The sequence below is a fragment of the Paraburkholderia fungorum genome (genome assembly GCF_003610895.1).
Lineage (GTDB): Bacteria > Pseudomonadota > Gammaproteobacteria > Burkholderiales > Burkholderiaceae > Paraburkholderia > Paraburkholderia fungorum_B.
In genome coordinates, this window is sequence record NZ_MCAS01000005.1 from 147,055 (window position 1) to 166,259 (window position 19,205).

17 protein-coding genes and 1 tRNA gene are annotated in these 19,205 nt (G+C 62.1%); 3 read left to right on the forward strand and 15 right to left on the reverse strand.

Annotated elements, in window-relative coordinates; translation table 11 throughout:
* Positions 1–5: 5 nt before the first annotated feature.
* Positions 6–90: transfer RNA gene (locus tag BCY88_RS06920), tRNA-Leu, on the forward strand.
* A 179-nt stretch (positions 91–269) separates the two neighbouring features.
* Here BCY88_RS06920 and BCY88_RS06925 read toward each other — a convergent pair.
* From BCY88_RS06925 to BCY88_RS06965, 9 genes are all read right to left on the reverse strand, one after another.
* On the reverse strand, positions 270–1,202 hold the full coding sequence (locus BCY88_RS06925; RefSeq protein WP_120343542.1) for an amidohydrolase family protein: 933 nt from the start codon (positions 1,200–1,202) through the stop codon (positions 270–272).
* A 2-nt stretch (positions 1,203–1,204) separates the two neighbouring features.
* A complete protein-coding gene (locus tag BCY88_RS06930; RefSeq protein WP_120343543.1) occupies positions 1,205–2,530 on the reverse strand; it encodes an MFS transporter in 1,326 nt (441 codons plus the stop codon).
* Between the two features lie 102 nt (positions 2,531–2,632).
* Positions 2,633–3,907 carry an MFS transporter gene (locus tag BCY88_RS06935; RefSeq protein WP_404935681.1) on the reverse strand — a complete coding sequence of 425 codons (1,275 nt, stop codon included), beginning with the start codon at positions 3,905–3,907 and terminating at the stop codon, positions 2,633–2,635.
* Between the two features lie 14 nt (positions 3,908–3,921).
* A complete protein-coding gene (locus BCY88_RS06940) occupies positions 3,922–4,968 on the reverse strand; it encodes an amidohydrolase family protein (protein WP_120343545.1) in 1,047 nt (348 codons plus the stop codon).
* 15 nt (positions 4,969–4,983) lie between these two features.
* Positions 4,984–6,132, reverse strand: coding sequence for a porin (locus tag BCY88_RS06945; protein ID WP_120343546.1), 1,149 nt, complete (start codon positions 6,130–6,132; stop codon positions 4,984–4,986).
* A 57-nt stretch (positions 6,133–6,189) separates the two neighbouring features.
* Entirely contained in the window at positions 6,190–7,563 is a 1,374-nt protein-coding gene (locus BCY88_RS06950; protein ID WP_120343547.1) for an MFS transporter, read from the reverse strand.
* A gap of 80 nt (positions 7,564–7,643) precedes the next feature.
* The gene (locus BCY88_RS06955; protein WP_120343548.1) at positions 7,644–8,573 is read right to left on the reverse strand and encodes an SMP-30/gluconolactonase/LRE family protein; all 930 of its coding nucleotides are present in this window, start codon (positions 8,571–8,573) and stop codon (positions 7,644–7,646) included.
* A 26-nt stretch (positions 8,574–8,599) separates the two neighbouring features.
* A complete protein-coding gene (locus tag BCY88_RS06960) occupies positions 8,600–9,547 on the reverse strand; it encodes a hydroxyacid dehydrogenase (RefSeq protein ID WP_120343549.1) in 948 nt (315 codons plus the stop codon).
* A complete protein-coding gene (locus BCY88_RS06965) occupies positions 9,547–10,245 on the reverse strand; it encodes an RraA family protein (RefSeq protein ID WP_120343550.1) in 699 nt (232 codons plus the stop codon). Before BCY88_RS06965 ends, BCY88_RS06960 begins: the two co-directional genes overlap by 1 nt.
* Before the next feature lie 167 nt (positions 10,246–10,412).
* Here BCY88_RS06965 and BCY88_RS06970 point away from each other — a divergent pair, with 167 nt between their 5' ends.
* Entirely contained in the window at positions 10,413–11,123 is a 711-nt protein-coding gene (locus tag BCY88_RS06970; RefSeq protein WP_120343602.1) for an IclR family transcriptional regulator, read from the forward strand.
* Between the two features lie 71 nt (positions 11,124–11,194).
* On the opposite strand, the gene BCY88_RS06975 is transcribed toward BCY88_RS06970, so the two are convergent.
* Positions 11,195–12,580, reverse strand: a complete 1,386-nt coding sequence (locus BCY88_RS06975) for an amino acid permease (protein ID WP_120343551.1) — start codon at positions 12,578–12,580, stop codon at positions 11,195–11,197.
* Positions 12,581–12,794: 214 nt separating this feature from the next.
* Between BCY88_RS06975 and BCY88_RS06980 the strand changes: the two genes are divergently transcribed.
* Positions 12,795–13,793: an alpha/beta fold hydrolase gene (locus tag BCY88_RS06980; protein ID WP_120343552.1), complete on the forward strand. Its 999-nt coding sequence runs from the start codon at positions 12,795–12,797 to the stop codon at positions 13,791–13,793.
* A gap of 10 nt (positions 13,794–13,803) precedes the next feature.
* Here the strand turns inward: BCY88_RS06980 and BCY88_RS06985 are convergent, their stop codons facing one another.
* The 5 genes from BCY88_RS06985 to gsiB all read right to left on the reverse strand — a co-directional run bounded on the left by BCY88_RS06985 (position 13,804) and on the right by gsiB (position 19,202).
* The gene (locus BCY88_RS06985) at positions 13,804–14,637 is read right to left on the reverse strand and encodes a M55 family metallopeptidase (protein ID WP_120343553.1); all 834 of its coding nucleotides are present in this window, start codon (positions 14,635–14,637) and stop codon (positions 13,804–13,806) included.
* Positions 14,638–14,646: 9 nt separating this feature from the next.
* Positions 14,647–15,690: a DmpA family aminopeptidase gene (locus BCY88_RS06990; protein WP_120343554.1), complete on the reverse strand. Its 1,044-nt coding sequence runs from the start codon at positions 15,688–15,690 to the stop codon at positions 14,647–14,649.
* A 14-nt stretch (positions 15,691–15,704) separates the two neighbouring features.
* Positions 15,705–16,610 carry a glutathione ABC transporter permease GsiD gene (gene gsiD, locus BCY88_RS06995; protein ID WP_259461271.1) on the reverse strand — a complete coding sequence of 302 codons (906 nt, stop codon included), beginning with the start codon at positions 16,608–16,610 and terminating at the stop codon, positions 15,705–15,707.
* A gap of 7 nt (positions 16,611–16,617) precedes the next feature.
* Positions 16,618–17,538 (reverse strand): glutathione ABC transporter permease GsiC, encoded by a 921-nt coding sequence (gene gsiC, locus BCY88_RS07000; RefSeq protein WP_120343555.1) that lies wholly within the window; start codon positions 17,536–17,538, stop codon positions 16,618–16,620.
* Positions 17,539–17,639: 101 nt separating this feature from the next.
* Positions 17,640–19,202 (reverse strand): glutathione ABC transporter substrate-binding protein GsiB, encoded by a 1,563-nt coding sequence (gene gsiB / locus BCY88_RS07005; RefSeq protein WP_120343556.1) that lies wholly within the window; start codon positions 19,200–19,202, stop codon positions 17,640–17,642.
* Positions 19,203–19,205 lie beyond the last annotated feature (3 nt).

Consider the following 19,205-nt stretch of genomic DNA (forward strand, 5'->3'; position numbering starts at 1 on the left):
GACCTGCCCAGGTGGTGAAATTGGTAGACGCAGGGGACTCAAAATCCCCCGCCGCAAGGCGTGCCGGTTCGATTCCGGCCCTGGGCACCATCCGACACAAAACGCAAAGCCGCCTTACTGGGCGGCTTTTTGCATTTGCCCTTCTAGCGCCGAGCCCCCTGACAACTCGCGGCGGCACGCTCAAGTCCGCCCTCACGCGCTCCGAAGCGGACCCTAAAGCGGACCCTAAAGCGCACCTTCAAGCGCGCCTCAGAATCTCACGGCCCTTTTCATGAAAAGCCATAGAGCTTCGACGGGTTGCTCACAAACACCAGTTGTTGCCAATCCGGCCGTCCAATCCAGCTGGCGAAGAGGTCCAGCAAATGCGCATCGTCGGGCTTCGAAGACTTCTCGGTCGGATGCGGCCAGTCCGTGCCCCAGAGCATCCGCTCCGGCGCCATGCCGATCAATGCCCGGGCAACCGGCGCGATATCGTCGTAGGCCGGCGCTCCCACCCTGCTGTCCACATAGGGGCCAGACAACGTAATCCACGTCCTGCCCTTCTCGACCAGCCGCGCCGCGGTACGAAAAGCGTCTGACGACAAGCCGCCTGGCTGCGGAACATGTGCGATGTGGTCGATCACCAGCGGGCACGGCAACGCCACGAGATGACGCTCCAGTTCCGGCAACCGTGCGCCTTGAACGACCAGTTCGATGTGCCAGCCAAACGCTGAAATCCGGGCTGCCAGCGGAGCGAGCATGTCGAGCGTCGTCGCGCCAGGATAGCTGAGATTGAAGCGAATCGCGCGAATACCGCCGCTGTGGAGATTTCGAAGTTCATCATCGCTGACGGCCGAATCGACAACCGCCACACCCCGCGCGTTCGTGCCGAACCGCTTCAACGCGTCCAGCGTGCACCGGTTGTCCGTCCCGTAGGTCGATGGGGTCACCACCACGTTTCTGCGCACACCCAGGCGTTTCTGCACCAGCCTGTATTGCTCGACAGTCGCATTGGGTGGACGCAGCGTCGTGCCGGGTGCGACCGGAAACCGGTCGTCGTAGATATGCATGTGGCAATCGATCGCGCCTTCAGGCAATTTGAACGAAGGCAGTTCGGTACCGCTCGACCACGTTTCCTCGGCGCTGGCCCAGCGCGGCAGCGCACAGGCCGTCATTGCCGCGCCTGCATAGTGCAGGAATTCGCGTCTTTTCCTGTTCGGCATGTTCAGACAGTCTCCGTCTTGCTGGTCAGTTGTTTTGAAGGATCGGTGCGAGTGAGCAGCAGCAAGGTCGCGACGCTCACGAGCGTCAGGACGGCGAGCGGCATGAGCGCAAGCGCATAACTGCCCGTCGCATCCTTGACCACGCCATAGACATTGACCATCAGACCGCCACCAAGCAGATTCGCTATGGCATTGATCGTCGCGAGTCCTGCAGCGACAGCGCTGTTCGATAGCATGTCGGTAGCGAGCGCCCAGAACGGGCCTTTGAACGAATAGGCGCCGACCAGCACCGCGCAGAGCATGCAAACCGTCGGCAGCAGCGACCCACTGAGCGAAGTCGCGAACAGTCCAGCGCCAATCAGCAGCATCGGCACCACGGTATGCCAGCGGCGTTCGCCAAGGCGGTCGGAGCGCCGTCCCCAAACCACCATCAGAATGGACGCAACCGCGTAAGGAACCGAGTTCAGCAATCCGGTTTCCATCACCGTGAGACCAAACGATTTGAGCAACTGCGGCTGCCAGACAGAGAGCGTGCTACCCGCGGCGGACGCGCACGTATCGACGAGCGCGAGGCACAACACGTAGCGGTTGCGGAACAGCTTCGTCAACGGCATGGACAGGACTTTTCTGGGCGCTTTGCGTTCGCTCCTCAGCGCGCTCACGAGCCATTTGCGCTCGTCGTCATTGAGCCATTTCGCGTCTTCCGGCTTGTTCGTCAACAGGAACAGGCAGGCAACGCCGAGCAGAACCGTGGGGACGCCCTCAAGAAGGAACAGCCAGTGCCAGCCGCGCAGGCCGGCGAGTCCATCCATCTGGAGAAGCAATGCCGACACAGGCGATCCGATGAAGCTCGCCGCCGGAATGGCGACCATGAACGTGGCGACAATGCGAGCGCGATAGGTAGCGGGAATCCAGTACGAGAGGTAAAGCAGCACGCCCGGAAAAAAACCGGCCTCGGCCGCACCGAGCAGAAAGCGCAGGATGTAAAACGAAGTCGCGTTATGCACCAGCGCGGTCGCTGCCGAAACAATGCCCCACGTAATCATGATGCGGGCAATCCAGACTCGCGCGCCGTACTTCTCGAGCGCCAGATTGCTCGGCACCTCGCAAAAAAAGTACGAGACAAAGAACAGGCTGCTGCCGAAGCCGAATACCTTCGCCGACATACCAAGGTCGTGGTTCATCTGAAGGGATGCCATCCCGACATTGCCCCGGTCGATAAAGGCGAGCAGGTAACACACCATCAGGAAAGGGACGAGCCGCAAGACGACCTTTCGGATCGTCTGCCGCTCAATGGCGGAGGGTGCGGTGTCGTTAGCAGGTTGCATGTATGTCTCCAACATTTATTGTGCGCTTAAGCGCTGCTTTCTGAATTTCAACTAGCGCCGGGAGTGCACGCGCGTAGCGGCCCGCTCGTTGATCAACGGCGCTCATTCGAGCGCCTTGCCGCGCGTTTCCGGCGCGAGCAGAACCACGATTGCAGCCGCGACGAAGGCAACGATGGTCGTCGCAAGACCGAGGGTGAAGCCTCCCGCCGTCGACGCCAGCGCACCGATGACGAGCGGCGCAATGAAACCGCCGAGCCGGCCGCCGTTATAAGCGAGCCCCATCAGCAACCCGCGTGACGCGGTATTGCCGATCACCTCGGCGAGGAATGGACCCGCGCCCGCGAAGATGCCATTCACGCCGAAGCCGGTCAGAAAAATGGCGACCATCAGCGCGAAAGGATTGGTCGAGACGATGTACACGCCCACGGCGACAGCGCCGACCAGCAGATAGGCGAGGAACATCGGACGTCGTCCCAGCCGGTCGACCAGCGCGGAAAACAGCAGGAAGCCGGCAATCGCGCCGAATTGAAGCGCGAAGACAAACTTCAGGCTATGGACGAAGTCCAGATGCTTGACCGTCAGCAGAAACGTCGGCGTCCAGGTGAACACACCCCAGTACAGGTACTGCAGGAAGAAGATGAAAGTGAACGCGAGCAATAGTCCGCGCACGTTCACCCCGGCTGTGGGCGCCGATGCCGGCACGGCAGCGTTCACCTGCTTTTTCGACGCCCGGCGCTCCAGCCAGATGGCGGACTCCGGCGTCTTCCGTGCGACGAAGAACAGAATGAAGAACGGCAATGCGCCAATCAGGAACAGCAGCCGCCATCCGTTACCGGCGAGGCCGCCGTAAGCGCTGCTGACAATGCCGGCAATCGTAATGGCGAGAATCGCCCCGACCGGCAGCCCCATCTGCATGAGCGCGCCGCCCTTGCCGCGACGGCTCGCGTGCCACGTTTCGGCGACCAGCGCCGCACCCGAGGTCCACATGCCGCCCATCCCAAGCGCACCGAAGAACCGCAACACCGCAAACCAGTGTTCATCCGGCGCAATGGACAGCAGCCCCGAAAAGAGCGAGTAGACGCCAATGCAAAGCAGGGCCGTTCTTACCCGGCCCAGACGGTCGGACACCCACCCGAAAATGATTCCGCCGATGATTTGCCCCGCCGCCGTGATGCTGGTGAAGAGCCCAAGCTGGGCCTTCGACAAACCGAACTGAAGCGCGAGGACCGGCAGCAGCAGGGATAACAGAAAGGAGTCGTAGCTCTCGAACGTCCATCCGAGTCCGGCGAGCGTCAGTGAGCGCCACTCGAGGCGCGTGATACTGCGGTAACGGCGCGCTTCGGCGTCCGGCGCCCGGGCGGTGTCGGGCGCCGCCATGCTGATGGATGATTTCATACTGTGTCTCCTGCTCCACGCAAACGGTAGGTTCGTATCGCTGTGCCGCTGAAAAGCGCTTTACGTTCAGCCTCGGATGCGTGGTCGGCAAGCCGCTTGAACGCGTTCCACAGAACGCGATAGCTGAACATGCCCTTGTCGACGGGGAAGTTGCTTTCGAACATGCAGCGCTCAGCGCCGAAGAGGTCAACGCAGACCTCGAAATAAGGTCGCCACGCGTCAGCGAGTTGTTGCGACGACGGCGGCAACGCGGCACTGGCGAAGTCGTAACCGAAGACCGGCATGCCGGCGCCGCCGAGCTTCATGCGGGTGTTCGGCAGCGCCGCGAGACGCTGCAGGCTGCCGCGCCAGGCGGCCAGCACTTCCACGCTGTGCCCGGCGTGCGGCCCGACCCCGACCGGTCCACCGAAATGGTCGATGACAACCGTGACGTCGGGCACGCAGCAGGCAAGCGCGTAGAGCTCATCGAGTTGCGTGTGATAGACCCACGCATCCAGCGACAAGCCGTATCTCGCCAATGTCGCCACCCCCGCACGGAATCCGGCGTCCCGCATCAGGTCACGCGGCGGCGTCACGGGACTCGATCTCACCGCCTCGCTTTCATGCCACGCGAGCGGATTACGAATACCCCGCAACCGGCCGCCCGACACCTCCAGCATCGCTTCGAGCACAGGCGCAACGTCATCGCCGCGCGACAGATCGGCGCCCCCGACAATCGCTTCGCAACATCGCGTCTGTCCATACGCGCCACTCGCGCTCATCGCAGCGACGCCATTCGCAAACTCGATCTCGCCGACCGCTCGCATCTCGACGGGACCGTCAGCCCGCAGCATTGAGCGGCACTGCACATACACCGTCGAAACGACCCGGTGGCCTGAACCCGTATCCTCGAGAAACTCGTGCGCAAGATAGCGTCCGCTTTGACGGTCCCAGAGATGATGGTGGGCGTCGACAACAGGCCAGTCCGGTTGCAGCACCGGTTCATCGCGCAGAGCAAGCCAATCGGGTCTGACAGGGAGATGAGGGGCGTTCACGATTTGCATCCATGGCTCCAGGTGTCAGAACTTCTGGCGCATGCCGAGGGTGACGCCAGTCTGGTTGTACCCTGCCGCCACGGTGCCATAGCCGTTGACGCCGAGCGCCGAACCGCTCCTGTTGCGGGCAAACGCGGCGCTCGCGTACACGTCGGTACGCTTGGAGAGCGAGTAGTCGGCGTTGAGCACGGCTATCCACGGATCGGCGCTGCTCGCATGCACATCCTGGTAGTAAGCCGCCGCGGTGAGCTGAAGCGCGGGTGTCACGCGATACTGCGCGCCGGTCCAGTACATGTTGGCGTAGCCTGCGGTGGCACCGTTCGCGGTGACGATGGGGTTAGCAGGAAGAAACGCATTCGACGCACGCAGGAAGCGATAGCCGGCAAATGCCTTCACGTTGCCGATCACATACGTCGCGGCAGCAGTGACCCGCCTCTCGCTCGCCGTGTTGGTAGCGAACGTGTTGCTGTTGCGCTGCTCGAACGACACGCTCGCGGCGAGCGGACCGGCTCCGTATGTCAGCGATCCGCTGTAGAACCGTCCGGTGATTTCAGCGCCCGGCACCTCGGCGCCGTAACCGGTGTCGTAGCGCGTGCTGTACATGGCGGCGGCCGTCACGGGGCCGAACGTACCCACGTATTTGGCGGAATCGTCGATCCGTGCAGCCATCGCGTAGTCGAGCGACAGTGTCGAGTAGCGTGACGAAGCTCCCATCGGGTCGAATGGCACAGCCTGGTCATACAGCAGCGAATTTTGACGGCCGAAGCTGAGTTGCTGGCCCTTGCCGGCAAGACCGACGAATGCCTGGCGTCCCCACAGGCGCGAAGTCGTCGCCGCATTGGCACCGATACCCTTGGTCGACTGTCCGGTAGTGCCGTCGTTGACGTTGAAGCCGTTTTCAAGGAGGAAGATGGCGGACAACCCGTCGCCGAGGTCTTCGACGCCCTTCATGCCCCAGCGGGAACCGGACAGGTTGCCGGACACTTCGCGAGTCTGGCCGCCGCCCGTGGCCGTATTGTTGATGTGCTCGAAGCCGACGTCGACGATGCCGTACAGCGTCACGCTGCTCTGCGCATGGGACGTGGCAGCAAGCGACATCCCGACAGCTGCCGTCGCGCCGAAGGCAAACAGCGGCTTGATGCGAAAGGTTTTATTGATTTTCTTGAACAGCATGGAGTCTCCAGATCTGATTTTTAGTGTGTTGAGTTGAAGCTTTTCGCAGTCGGATCTTCAGTGGCCCGCTACTGCTTCTTCGGTCCCCGCACCGGGGTCGCCGAGCCAGGCAATCGTCGCGGCCCCTACCAACAGCACGGCGGATACCGCCATCAGCGGCGCGGTGAAGCCGTTCGACATCTGCTTGATAAGACCGATCATCGAGGGACCGACGAATCCCCCAAGATTGCCGACCGATACGATGAGCGCGAGTCCGCCGGCAGCCGCGCGGCCGGTCAGAAAACTCGAGGGGATCGCCCAGTAAGTGGCTTGAAACGCGAGAATTCCGCTCACTGTGAAACACAATGCGATCAGCTTGAGCGCGGGAACATCGGTCATCACACTGGCCGTCAGCGCGACTGCCGCAATGACGAGCGCGCCCGCGACATACGGAATGCGATTGCTCACGCGGTTAGCCAGCCGGGCCCACAGCAGCATCGCCACGGCACCAATGGCATAAGGCACCGCTGTCAGTCCGCCAACCGCCGCATGGCTGACGCCGAACTGTTTGATGATTTGCGGCATCCAGAGGCCCACCCCGATGGAGCCGACGATGCCGCAAAAATTGACGAACGCGAGAACGAACACCCGCCAGTTGGTCATCGCATCGCGCAGCTTCGCGCCGTGTTTTGTCTCGATCCCCCTCTGCTCCGCAGCGAGACGGCGCGCCAGAATCGCCTTCTCTTCGTCGCTTAGCCATTTCGCTTTTTCGGGGCGATCAGCCAGCACGAACAGACAGGCGATGCCGAGCATGACGGCGGGCAAGCCTTCGATCAGCAGAAGCCATTGCCAGCTGCGCAATCCATGCATGCCGCCGAGTTGAAGCAACGCGCCCGAAATCGGCGAGCCAATCATGTTCGCGACCGGGATGCCGACAAGAAATGCCGCCGTGACCTTCGCTCGCCACTTGCCGGGAAACCAGTGTGTGAAGTACAGGTAGATGCCAGGGGTAAAACCGGCCTCGGCGATACCCAGCAGAAAGCGGGCTGCAGCAAAACTTTTCGGGCCGACCACGAACGCGGTCAGCATCGAAAACACACCCCAGGTAATCATGATTCGCGCAATCCATACGCGCGCTCCGACCTTCTGCATAATCAGGTTGCTCGGTATTTCGAAGATGAAATACCCGATAAAGAAGAGGCCTGCACCCCACCCGAACTGCTCCGCAGTCAGACCGAGATCACGGTTCATCGTGAGCGCGGCGAAGCCCACGTTGGTGCGATCCAGGTAGCTGATGACGTAGCACGCGAAAATGAACGGCAGGATGCGGCGAAACACCTTGGCGAGCGTGCGCTCGCTCGCGGCATGCTCGTCCGACAACGCGGCGGCTTCGGCACCGTGCTCCGTATCTGTCTTTCGTGCCACGCCGCTCAGCGTGTGGGAAATCTGCATGATGTGCTCCTCCGTCGCGCTTCATGGAACGCGACTCGTAATCGGGTTTCGCGGTCAATCCCGCCGCGCCGGTTCGCGTGTCAGATGCGGGACCGCGCCTGCTTTGGGAACACACCTGCAACGTCCATCCTGGCAACGAGGACCGTGCCGCTGACTGATTCGGTCATGAACAGCGTCTTCATGTCGGCCCCACCGAAACAGAGGTTTGTCAGCGAGGCACCCTCGGGACTGGTCAGGACAACAACGGGCTCCGCACGGTGATTGAGAACCCAGGCGCGGCCAAGACCCGGGTTGGCGACAAAGAGGCGGCCTTCCGTGTCGATAGTCAAACCGTCGGGGCCGCTCGGTCCATACGAAGTGAAGAACTGGCCGACCTTGCTGACCGAGCCGTCGGCCTGGAGCGGCACGCGCCACACACAGTTGCCGCGCGTCATCGCGACGTAGAGCACTTTCTCGTCCGGTGAGAGCACGAGTCCGTTCGGGCTCGGGCAATTGCCGAGCAGCAAGTCGAGCCTGCCGTCCGGGCTCAACCGGTACACGCGGCCCGTCGGGTCATGCAGGCCGGTCTGGCCCTGGTCCGTGAAGTACAGGTTGCCCGCGGAATCGAAGCTCAGGTCGTTGACACCCCGAAAGCGTTCCGAATTTCGGCGCTCAAGATAGGGCCGGATTTCACCGCTTTCGATGTCGAGCAGCATCAGTCCGTTGCGATAGTCGGTGATGAGCAGATGACTGTCGTCGGCAAGCTTCATTCCGTTCGGCTCACCGTCGTACTCCACGACGAGCTCCCACTCACCCGAAGGCGCAATACGAAACACCCGGCCGTGAGGAATGTCCGTCACGTAAAGAAATCCGTCCGGACTCCATACCGGCCCTTCGAGAAACGAGTCGGTGCGTTGTCCGGCGCGGTTCGCTCTCGCCCAATCCGTCTGGACGTTCGGCTTGCGGTATTTCTCGGGCATGCGCGTGAAGACTTCCGCCGGGCGCACTTCAGGTGAGTTGAGGAAAAACATGTCGGACCTCCAGCTTCCGGGACAAATCAGGCTGCTGTGCGAGCCCGCTCTTCGAGTACGGCCAGTACGTTGGCCGCGGCGCCCTTTCCCATGTTCACGTAAGCGGCATCGCTTACGCCGCCGATATGCGGCGAGAGAATGAGATTGGAGACGCACTGGAATGGATGCGGATTCGACATCGGCTCGACATCGAAGCTATCGAGACCGGCGCAACGCAATTGGCCTTCGGCCAGTGCTTCGACGAGGGCGGCTTCGTCGATGAGACCGCCACGCGCCGTATTGACGAGAATCGCGCCGCGCCTGAAGCGCGCAAACGTCTCACGATTCAGCATCCGGCGATTTTCCGGCGTCAACGGACAATGAAGCGAGACGACGTCGGAGCCGGCGTACAGCGCATCGAGTTCGACCAGTGTCACGCCCTGCGGGGCTTCCTTCGCGAACGGGTCATGCGCGATAACTTTCATGCCGAATGCGGCGCCCACGGCTGCGACCCGCCGCCCGATCGAGCCGAGACCGACGAGACCCAGCGTACGCCCGTCCAGCTCTACCGACTTGTGAGTCGCCTTATCCCAATGCCCTGCGCGCATGCGGACGTCCAGTTGCGTCACTGACTTCGCACACGCAAGAATCAGCGCCCACGCATGTTCGGCGACAGCCGCCGCATTCGCACCAACTGCCGCACGTACCGCAATGCCGCGCTGCGCGGCCGCGTCCTGGTCGATCACGTCGATGCCGCTGCCATGCTTCGAGATGACCTGAAGCTGGCCGGCGGCGTCCATGATTCGTGCGGTCACCTTGCCGTAGCGAACGATGATGGCGACCGGCCGGCGGGCAGCGCAGAGCGCGACGATCTCGTCCTCGGCAGGCTGCTTTCCCGTGAACACCACTTCAAAGCTGTTCAACATCTCGAGCGCCTCTGGCGCAAGGTCGGCAGCGGTAACCAGAACGACTGGCTTTTGCTGGTTCGCTTGCATCACAGTGCCTCGCCTTCCGCGAGCATGCCGACTGCCCGCAATTCCTTTTCGAGCCACGTCGCGCGGGTGTCACCGTTCCTGATTGCGGCGATGCGCTTCGCTTCCGCATCCACCTTTTTCTGCGCCAGTTCGAGAATCCTCGGCACCTCGTGGCGCGGTACGACAACAACACCGTCGGCATCACCCACGACGAGATCGCCAGGATTGACGGTCGTGCCACCCGCCGAGATGGGAGCATTCACGCGACCCGCGACGCTCTTGGTTGGGCCGCATGGGTTGAGGCCCGCCGAAAAGACCGGAAAGTCGCCGTGCACGAGTTCATGCGAGTCGCGCACAGCCGCATCGATAACGAAGCCGGCGATGCCGGTCGCATGCGCCTGCGTGGCCATGATTTCGCCAATCAGCGCGCAGGTCTGGTCGCCCTTGCCGTCGACCACAATCACGTCGCCTGGTTTTGCGATGGCGAGCGCCGCGTGGATGGCGAGGTTATCGCCCGGACGCACTTCAACGGTGATGGCCGGACCCGCCACCTTCATTTTGGGCGACAGCGGTTTGACCCGGCCATTCAGCGTGCCGCGACGCCCGGCGACGTCCGCGAGGATGGCTGCCTGGAACTTCGCCGCCTCTGCGACGAGCTCGGGCGACACGCGCTCGATGTCGCGAGCAATGGACGATGAACCATTCGAAGGGGTGCTCATAACGTTACCTCTGCAAGTTGCGTTGTACTATGTACAACTATAGTGTACTGTGTGAAATTACTATAACTTGCAAAGATGGCGAATTTCCACTGGCGTTTACCCTTTTACGGTGTAAACCATCGTTTTACTGTGTACAATCTTCTGGAAAGAACGAACGGGAGATGAATGTGGGAAATGAAGGAGTAGCGGCCGTTGAGAAGGCGCTGTCGTTGCTGGACTGTTTCAAGCCAGGGGCGGAGGCACTTGCGCTAGCTGCGCTCGCACAATCGTCCGGTATGCACAAGACGACGGTGTATCGATTGATGAATTCGCTGGAGCGGATGAACTACGTCGTGCGCTCAGAAGCGGGGCTTTATTCGCTTGGCCCGCGGGTACTCTATCTCGGCAAACTGTACGAGCAGTCCTTCCATCTTTCGTCGCTCGTTGAACCGATACTGCATAAGCTGGCAGCCGAGACACGGGAGAGCGCATCGTACTACGTTATCGACCACGGCCAGCGTCTCTGTCTTTTCAGAGCAGAGCCGTCGGAAGGGCTCAGAGAGACCCGTCTACCAGGAACCGCACTTCCGCTCGACGACACGGCGATCAGCCGCGTGTTGCGATACTGGGGGCTCAAGGAACCGCTGTACGAAACCCCGCCGTCGCTGCCGACCTTCACCTCCGGCGCACGCGACCAGCACACCGCCGCATTTGCTACACCGGTGTTCGGCGAGGGTGACAAGTTCAAGGCGGCACTGACGTTGTCGGGCGCGGCCTCGCGGCTCGAAGCCGCACATGCATCGAACGAGCTCGACCGTCCTCAGCTGGATGCGGCATCCGAGCTGTCGCGCAAGCTTGGCGCGAGTGCGGCGTTTTGCGAAAGGATGTACGGCGCCTGAAGAGAGAATAGATCGCTGGCTTCCGAACGGCGTGAGGGCGCAAATTCGCGCCCTCACGCCGCCTGCATGTCTTACTGCCCAGCCACCCGCGCACCGCCATGCAGCGCCGCACGCCGGCACTTGAACACATAGCCGGCCCACATCACAACGAGCCACGCGGGCACGAGCCACACCGAGACCGAGAGGCCCGGCGTCATGGCCAGAATCACGAGGATCAATGCCATGAAGGCAAGGCAGATCCAGTTGCTGACCGGGAACCAGAACGACTTGAACACGAGCGTCTCGCCCGCCGCCAGCATCGCCTTGCGCGACTTCAGGTGCGTCAGGCTGATCAGTGCCCAGTTCAGCACGAGCGCGGCCACCACCAGCGCCATCAGCAAACCGAGCGCCTCGGCGGGAATCAGATAGTTGATGATCACGCAGGTGAATGTGGCGAGCGCCGACAAACCAATCGCCATATACGGCACGCCGCGCCGATCAACCTTCATCAGCGCACGCGGTGCGTTGCCCTGTTCCGCGAGACCGTAGAGCATGCGGCTATTTGCATACACGCCGCTGTTGTACACCGAGAGCGCCGCGGTCAGCACCACCACGTTGAGCACATTCGCGGTCAGCGTCGAGCCGATCTGCGAGAAGATCATCACGAACGGACTGCCCCCGGCCGCCACCTGATTCCACGGGTACAACGAGAGCAGCACAGCCAGCGAGCAGATGTAGAAAATCAGAATCCGGTAGATCACCTGATTCACGGCCTTCGGAATGCTCTTCTGCGGATCAGCCGCTTCAGCCGCCGTAATGCCGATCAATTCGAGGCCGCCGAACGAAAACATGATGACCGCGAGCATCATGAACAGGCCATGGAAACCATGCGGGAAAAATCCGCCGTCGGCCCAGAGATTGGTGATCGAGGCTTGCGGCCCACCATGGCCGCTGATCAGCAGATAGCCGCCGAACAGGATCATGCCGATCACCGCCACCACCTTGATGATCGCAAACCAGAATTCGGTTTCGCCGTACGCTTTGACGTTTGCGAGATTGATCGCGTTGATGAGGGCGAAGCACACCAGCGCCGAGACCCATGTGGGTACGCCTGGCCACCAGAAATGCACGTAGGTGCCGACTGCGGTCAACTCGGCCATGCTCACGAGCACGTACAGCACCCAGTAGTTCCAGCCGGACAGAAAGCCGGGAAAGTCGCCCCAATATTTGTACGCGAAGTGGCTGAACGAACCGGCAACCGGTTCTTGCGCGACCATTTCGCCAAGCTGGCGCATGATCATGAAAGCGATGATGCCGCCGATCGCGTAGCCGAGAATCATGGACGGCCCGGCTGCCTTCAACACGCTGGCGGAGCCGAGAAACAAGCCGGTGCCGATCGCCCCGCCCAGCGCGATCAGCTGGATGTGACGATTCTTAAGCCCGCGCTTCAGGCCGTCTTGCTGCTGTGCACTATTCAAAATTGCGCCCCAGTGTATGGATATCGAGCACCCGATCAGACTTATGGCCTGCTCCGGCAGAACCGAAAATTTTACCGCGACCGATATTCACTCAATATTGGGAGCAACCCGCGCTTGGTTCTGCGCCGCACTTAACGGCAAGGATAGTGATTGTCACTAGCGGAGCGCTTCGGTATGTTGCCCTAGTCGAGGTCTCAGCCTGCGGAGATTCAACATGTCGCCCAAACGCCTGCTTTGCGCCGCTGTTTTGTGTCTCTGCTTCGCCGGGGCGGGCGCGCTCGCGCAAACCGCGGCCCCGCCGGCAGAACCCGCCGCCGAACCGGCTGACACACCCGGCATGGAGTCGAGCGCACCGGAAGCGCCGCCCCCGCCACCCGCGGAGCCGGCCGTCGTACCGGCTGTGCCCGCGGTGCCGGCTACGCCTGCTGCGACGGTCCCCACGCCCCCCGCACCCGCCGCCCCAAAAGCCGCCGCTAATACCACGCCTACCCCACCTCCCGCAGCGCCAATGACCGGTCCCGTGCGCAACGTCGTGCTGGTGCATGGCGCGTTCGTCGACGGGTCGAGCTGGAACGGTGTCGTCGCGAAGCTGCAGCAGAAGGGTTATCACGTGAGTTCAGTGCAGAACCCGCTCACGTCGCTCGCCGACGATGTCGCGGCCACCCGCCGCGTGCTCGCGCGCCAGGATGGCCCGACCATCCTGGTGGGCCACTCGTGGGGCGGCGTCGTGATCACGCAAGCCGGTGCGAACGCGCCGAACGTCGCGGGTCTCGTCTACGTGGCGGGGATTGCGCCGGACCTGCATGAAACGACAGCGGACCTGATGAAGCGCGCCCCGACGATGCCTGCGGGTCAAGGCATCGTCGCGGACCCGACGGGTTTCCTGTGGCTCGACCGCACGAAATACCACGCCGACTTTGCTGCCGACGTGCCCGAAAACCTCACGCGCGTACTGGCCACGGCACAAGTCCCGATCGCGGCAACGGTCTTCAGCGAAACGGTCAGCCAGGTCGCATGGAAGGAGAAACCTTCGTGGTACGTGCTGACCACCAAAGACCGCGCGCTATCACCCGCCGTCGAAAAATTCATGGCCGACCGGATGAAGGCGAAGATCGTGCCGATCGCATCGAGCCATCTCGTGCCGGTATCGCACGCGGGCGCTGTGGCGGATGTGATCGATCGCGCCGCGCGGGAATTGAGCCGGCAACAGTAAAGCAGACCGTTCAGCGCAGCATGAACGACATTGCCGACAGGCAGTTCAACATGCGCACGGCATGCTCCACCGACTCAGCACTAAAGCGTAACGTGACGGCGTCGACGCGCGTAAGCGTCGGCCATTGGCAGAACAGATCGGCAAGCGCGGTAGTTTGTACACGCAGCTCGCATTCGACGGGCCGCACGGCAGCGCGCGTGGCTTGAGGCGCGTGGCCTTCCCCGATGTAACGCCGCACCGCTTCACGTGCCGCATTTTCAATCGCATCACGGGCGCTCGCCGGCGTTTGCGTCACGCCGCTCGACTGTCCCGTGGCGCTCTTGGTCACGACGAAACGCGCGCGAGGAAAGCGCGGCGCGGTTTCCTCGGCGAATACATCGTCGCCGGATAAAAGCGCTACCTGTGCGCCATATTCTTCCGCCAGCGCGCCATACAATCCGGCCTCGCCGACTTCGGCGCCGTTCAGCAGGACACGCGTGAACGCGAAGCTATTGATCGTATGCGAGAGAATGCCGTGCGTTTGCGAGCGGGCGTGATAGCCGATCATGAACACCAGCGCCGCGCCGTACTCGAGGCCAGCCATCATGCCGAGTGTGCGCGGCTTGCCGAGCACCACCTGGGCACGTGCGTCGAGTAGATCGGGCAGCAGATTGCGAAAGCCGCCGTGCGAATCGTTGACCCACACGTGAGTCGCGCCACCCGCGAACGCGCCTTCGATCGCGGCATTGGCTTCGAGTGTCATCCAGCGGCGCGCGGCTTCGTATTCGCCGTTACCCGCGCGCGTTTGCTCGGGATGGAACACGCCGGCCACGCCTTCGATATCGGCGGAAATCAGAACTTTCATCAGGGATGCTTACTTGAGAAGTTGGGCAAGATCAGGGGCGGTGTCGTGCAGCGATAGGCGACGATGACCGTCGCGCCCCGTGACGGTCATCGCGCTCCAAAGCACATCGACGATTGCCTGCTCGACGCTGTCCGCGCAGGCGCGCAATAGCGGATCGAGGCGTGCATCGGCGAGCAAGGGAGGCAGCGTGACAAAGTCGGATTCGTGCGGCACGGTGTAGGCCGTTGAGAACGCCAGCGCTATATCGCCGCTGCCGTGGCCGTACACCGAACCGGTTCGTGCGAGACCGGCTGCGGCACGCAACGACAGACGTTTAAGCTGGCGAGCATCGAGCGGCGCGTCGGTGGCGACGATCATGATGATCGAGCCTTGCTCGGGTTTCGAGGTGACTTTGGCCGCGCGTTCGGCCAGTACGCGACCGAGTGGGGTGCCGTCGATCGTCAGCATCGGCAGGCGTCCGAAATTCGCCAGCACCAGCGCGCCGACGGCATAGTGCTGCCCTGCTACGTCGACCACGCGCGATGCGTTGCCGATTCCGCCCTTCAGATCGAAACACGACATGCCGCGGCCTGCGCCGACCGAGCCGCTCGCGACATCAACGCTTGCCGCTTCACACGCCTCGTTGTAATGCCGCTCGCTTACCGCCAAAGCCTGAATGTCGTTCAGGTATCCGTCATTGCATTCGAACACAAGCGGATTGACCGTCGACCATTCGCGTCCGATTTGCGGATTGACGCGGATTGCGGCACGAATCTGCGCTTGCGCGACCGCTGCGACGCCGAAGGTATTGGTCAGTGCAATCGGCGTTTCCAGCACGCCGAGTTCTTCGACTTGCACGAGTCCGATGCTCTTGCCAAACCCATTGATCACCGAAACCGCAGCCGGCACCTTGTTGAGAAAAGGATCGCCGGAATGCGGATGAATCACGGTGACGCCGGTCTGGAGAGCGCCATCGTCCAACGTGCAGTGTCCGACCGTGACGCCCTCCACGTCGGCGAGCGACCCACGCGGGCCGCTCGGCAGCACGCCGATGTGCGGTGCGTTGCTACTCATAGTTCCAGTCGGACTCATGGCCGGTCGAGTTTCGGGTCGAGCGCATCGCGCAAACCGTCGCCGAGCAGATTGAATGCCAGCACGGCGAGGAAAATCGCCAGACTCGGAAACAGCGCGATATGCGGCGCGGTCACCATATCGGCGCGCGCTTCGTTGAGCATCGCGCCCCACTCCGGCGTCGGCGGTTGTGCGCCGAGTCCGAGAAACGACAGGCTCGCCGCCGTGATGATCGAGGTACCGATGCGCATCGTGAAGTACACGACGATCGACGAAATCGTCCCCGGCAGAATATGCCGCACGATGATGGTCCAGTCCGAAGCGCCGATGCTGCGGGCCGCTTCGATATAGGTGAGTTGCTTGAGCATCAGCGTATTGCCGCGTACGAGCCGCGCAAACGCCGGGATGCTGAAAATCGCCACTGCGCAGATCACATTGATCATGCCGTTGCCGAGAATCGCAACCACGCCGATCGCCAGCAGAATGCCCGGGAAGGCAAACAGCACGTCGGCCACACGCATGGTGATGCGGTCCCACCAGCCTTCGTAGTACCCGGCCAGCAAACCGAAGAACGTGCCGATCACCGCGCCGATCGCGACCGACAGAAAGCCGGCCTCGAGCGAAATACGCGACCCCACCAGAATGCGGCTGAAAATATCGCGGCCCAACGAATCGACGCCGAACCAGTGCGCGGCCGAAGGCCCTGCGTTCAACGCGTCGTAGTCGAAGAAATTCTCCGGATCGTACGGCACGATATGCGGCGCGAGAATCGCGACCACGATCAGCAGCAGCACGAAGATGCCGGCGGCGAGCGCCACATGCTGCTTGCGGAATTTGCGCCAGAACTCGCTCCACGGCGTGCGGATCGCGCTTTCTACGAGGGCGGCCTTGGCCGCATTCGCCTCGGTAGCAGAGATGCTCATGCGGGCCTCACTTGAAACGGATAGTCGGGTTGATGACGGCATACAGCACGTCCACAACCAGGTTGATGATGATGAACTCAAGCGAGAACAACAGTACTTCGGCCTGAATCACCGGATAGTCGCGCATCGCCACGGCGTCCACCAGCAGGCGTCCGAGCCCCGGCCAGTTGAACACCACTTCGACCACGATCGAGCCGCCCAGCAGAAAGCCGAATTGCAGCCCCATCATGGTGATGACGGGAATCATCGCGTTGCGCAGACAGTGTTTGACGATCACGAGCCGTTCGGGCACACCCTTCGCACGTGCGGTGCGCACGAAATCTTCGTTCATCACTTCGACGAACGAAGCACGCGTGAAGCGCGCCATCACCGCCGCCACGGCCGCGCCGAGCGTGAGCGAGGGCAGCACGTAACTCTGCCAGGACCCGTCGCCGACAATCGGCAGCCAGCCGAGTTTCACCGAAAAGATCTCCATCAGCAGCATGCCGAGCGCGAACGCGGGAAACGAAATACCCGACACCGCGAGCGTCATGCCGAGCCGGTCCGGCCAGCGATTGCGCCACACCGCCGAGACGATGCCGATACCCATGCCGAGCACCACCGCCCACACCATGCTGGCGAGCGTGAGCAGCAGCGTCGGCATGAAGCGCTCGCCGATTTCCTGGCTGACCGGCCGCTTGCTGCGCGTAGACGTGCCGAAATCGCCGTGCGCGATCTTCACGAAGAAGTTGGCGAATTGCTCCGGCATCGGCTTATCGAGGCCGAGATCGGCGCGCACCAGCGCAACGGTCGCTTCGTCCGCTTCCGGACCGGCCGCAAGACGCGCCGGGTCGCCGGGCAACAGATGCACGAACAGGAACACCAGCACGGCGACGATAAAGAGCGTCGGCAGCAGGCCAAAGATACGTTTGACGAGGAAGTTCAGCATGAAACCAATCCGGCAATGAGGCGGGCAACGAAGATTCGTCGAAAAGCGGCTGCCCGGGCTGCGTGTGTGTTTCGAACACGCGGCACCGGGCGGTCAACTCATCACTTGATCGCGATCTCGTCGAAATTGAACGAGCCGTCCGGCGCGACATAGGCACCCGACAGACGCTTGCTGCGCGCATACACGACCTTCTCCTTGACGAGGAAGATCCACGGCGCGTCGGCCCAGATGCGTTTTTGCGCGTCGGTGTAGAGCGCGGCCTTCTTGGTGCGGTCGGTGGTTTCGAGCGCCTGCTTCAGGTCGCTGTCGACCGTATCGTTCTTGTAGTAGGCGGTGTTGACCATCTTCGGCGGGAACGAGACCGACCCGAGCAGCGGCGTAATCGCCCAGTCCGCTTCACCTGTCGAGGACGACCAGCCGGCGTAGTACATCCGCACTGGCGCGGTTGCCGGGTCCTGCGCGCTTTCCACCTTCGCGACGCGTTGACCGGCTTCGAGCGCTTCGACCTGCGCCTTGATACCGACTTGCGCGAGTTGCTGCTGCACGAACTGGATCACCTTCTGCGCGGTCGAGTAGTTATACGCCGACCACAACGTTGTTTCGAAGCCATTCGGATAACCCGCTTCCTTCAGCAGTTCGCGGGCCTTTGCCGGATCGTACGGCCACGGGCCGAGCTTCACCGCGTAGTCCACGCCTTGCGGCACCACGCCGTCAGCCGGCGTCGCGTAACCGGCGAACGCGACCTTCGTCAGCGCGTCCTTGTTGACCGCGTAGTTCAACGCTTCACGTACTTTCGGATTGTCGAACGGCTTCTGATTGACGTTCAGGCTGATATAACGCTGGATAATCGACGGCGACGCGATCAGATCGACCTTCGGGCTCGACTGCAACTGTGCGGCCTGCTCGAACGGCACCTGGAACGCGAAGTCCGCTTCGCCGGTACGCATCAACGCAGCACGCGTGTTGTTGTCCACCACCGGCTTCCAGTCGATCGCATCGATCTTCGGATAACCCTTCTTCCAGTAGCCGGCAAATTTCTTCACCGTCAGGTCGCCTGCCGGGTCCCACTTCACCAGCTCGAACGGACCTGTGCCGACCGGATGGAACGCGATGTCCTTGCCATACTTCTTCAGCGCCTCAGGTGAAATCATGACCGCCGACGGATGCGCGAGCACGTTGACGAACGCCGAGAACGGCGCCTTCAGGGTGATCTTCACCGTGTACGGATCGACCACTTCGGTCTTCTCGATCCGGTTGAACATGTTGTAGCGCTTGAGCTTGTTCGCCGGATCGGTCACGCGGTCGAAGTTCGCTTTCACCGCAGCTGCGTTGAAGTCGGTGCCGTCCTGGAACTTCACGCCATGGCGCAGCTTGAAGGTGTAGACCGTGGCATCCGGACTCGCTTCGTAGCTGTCGGCCAGCACGTTGACCAGTTTCATGTCCTTGTCGAAACCGAACAGACCTTGATAGAACGACTTGGCGACGGCTTGTGAGAGCGTGTCGTTCGCGTCATACGGATCGAGCGTCGTGAAGGTCGATGCAACGGCCATCACGGCCGTGGTATCGGCGTGCGCCACACTGCCCGCGAGCATCGCGAACACCACCGCGCCGCCGCTGACCAGCGCGCGCAAACGAAACGGAGAAGACGGGACCAGCAGGTTCATGAG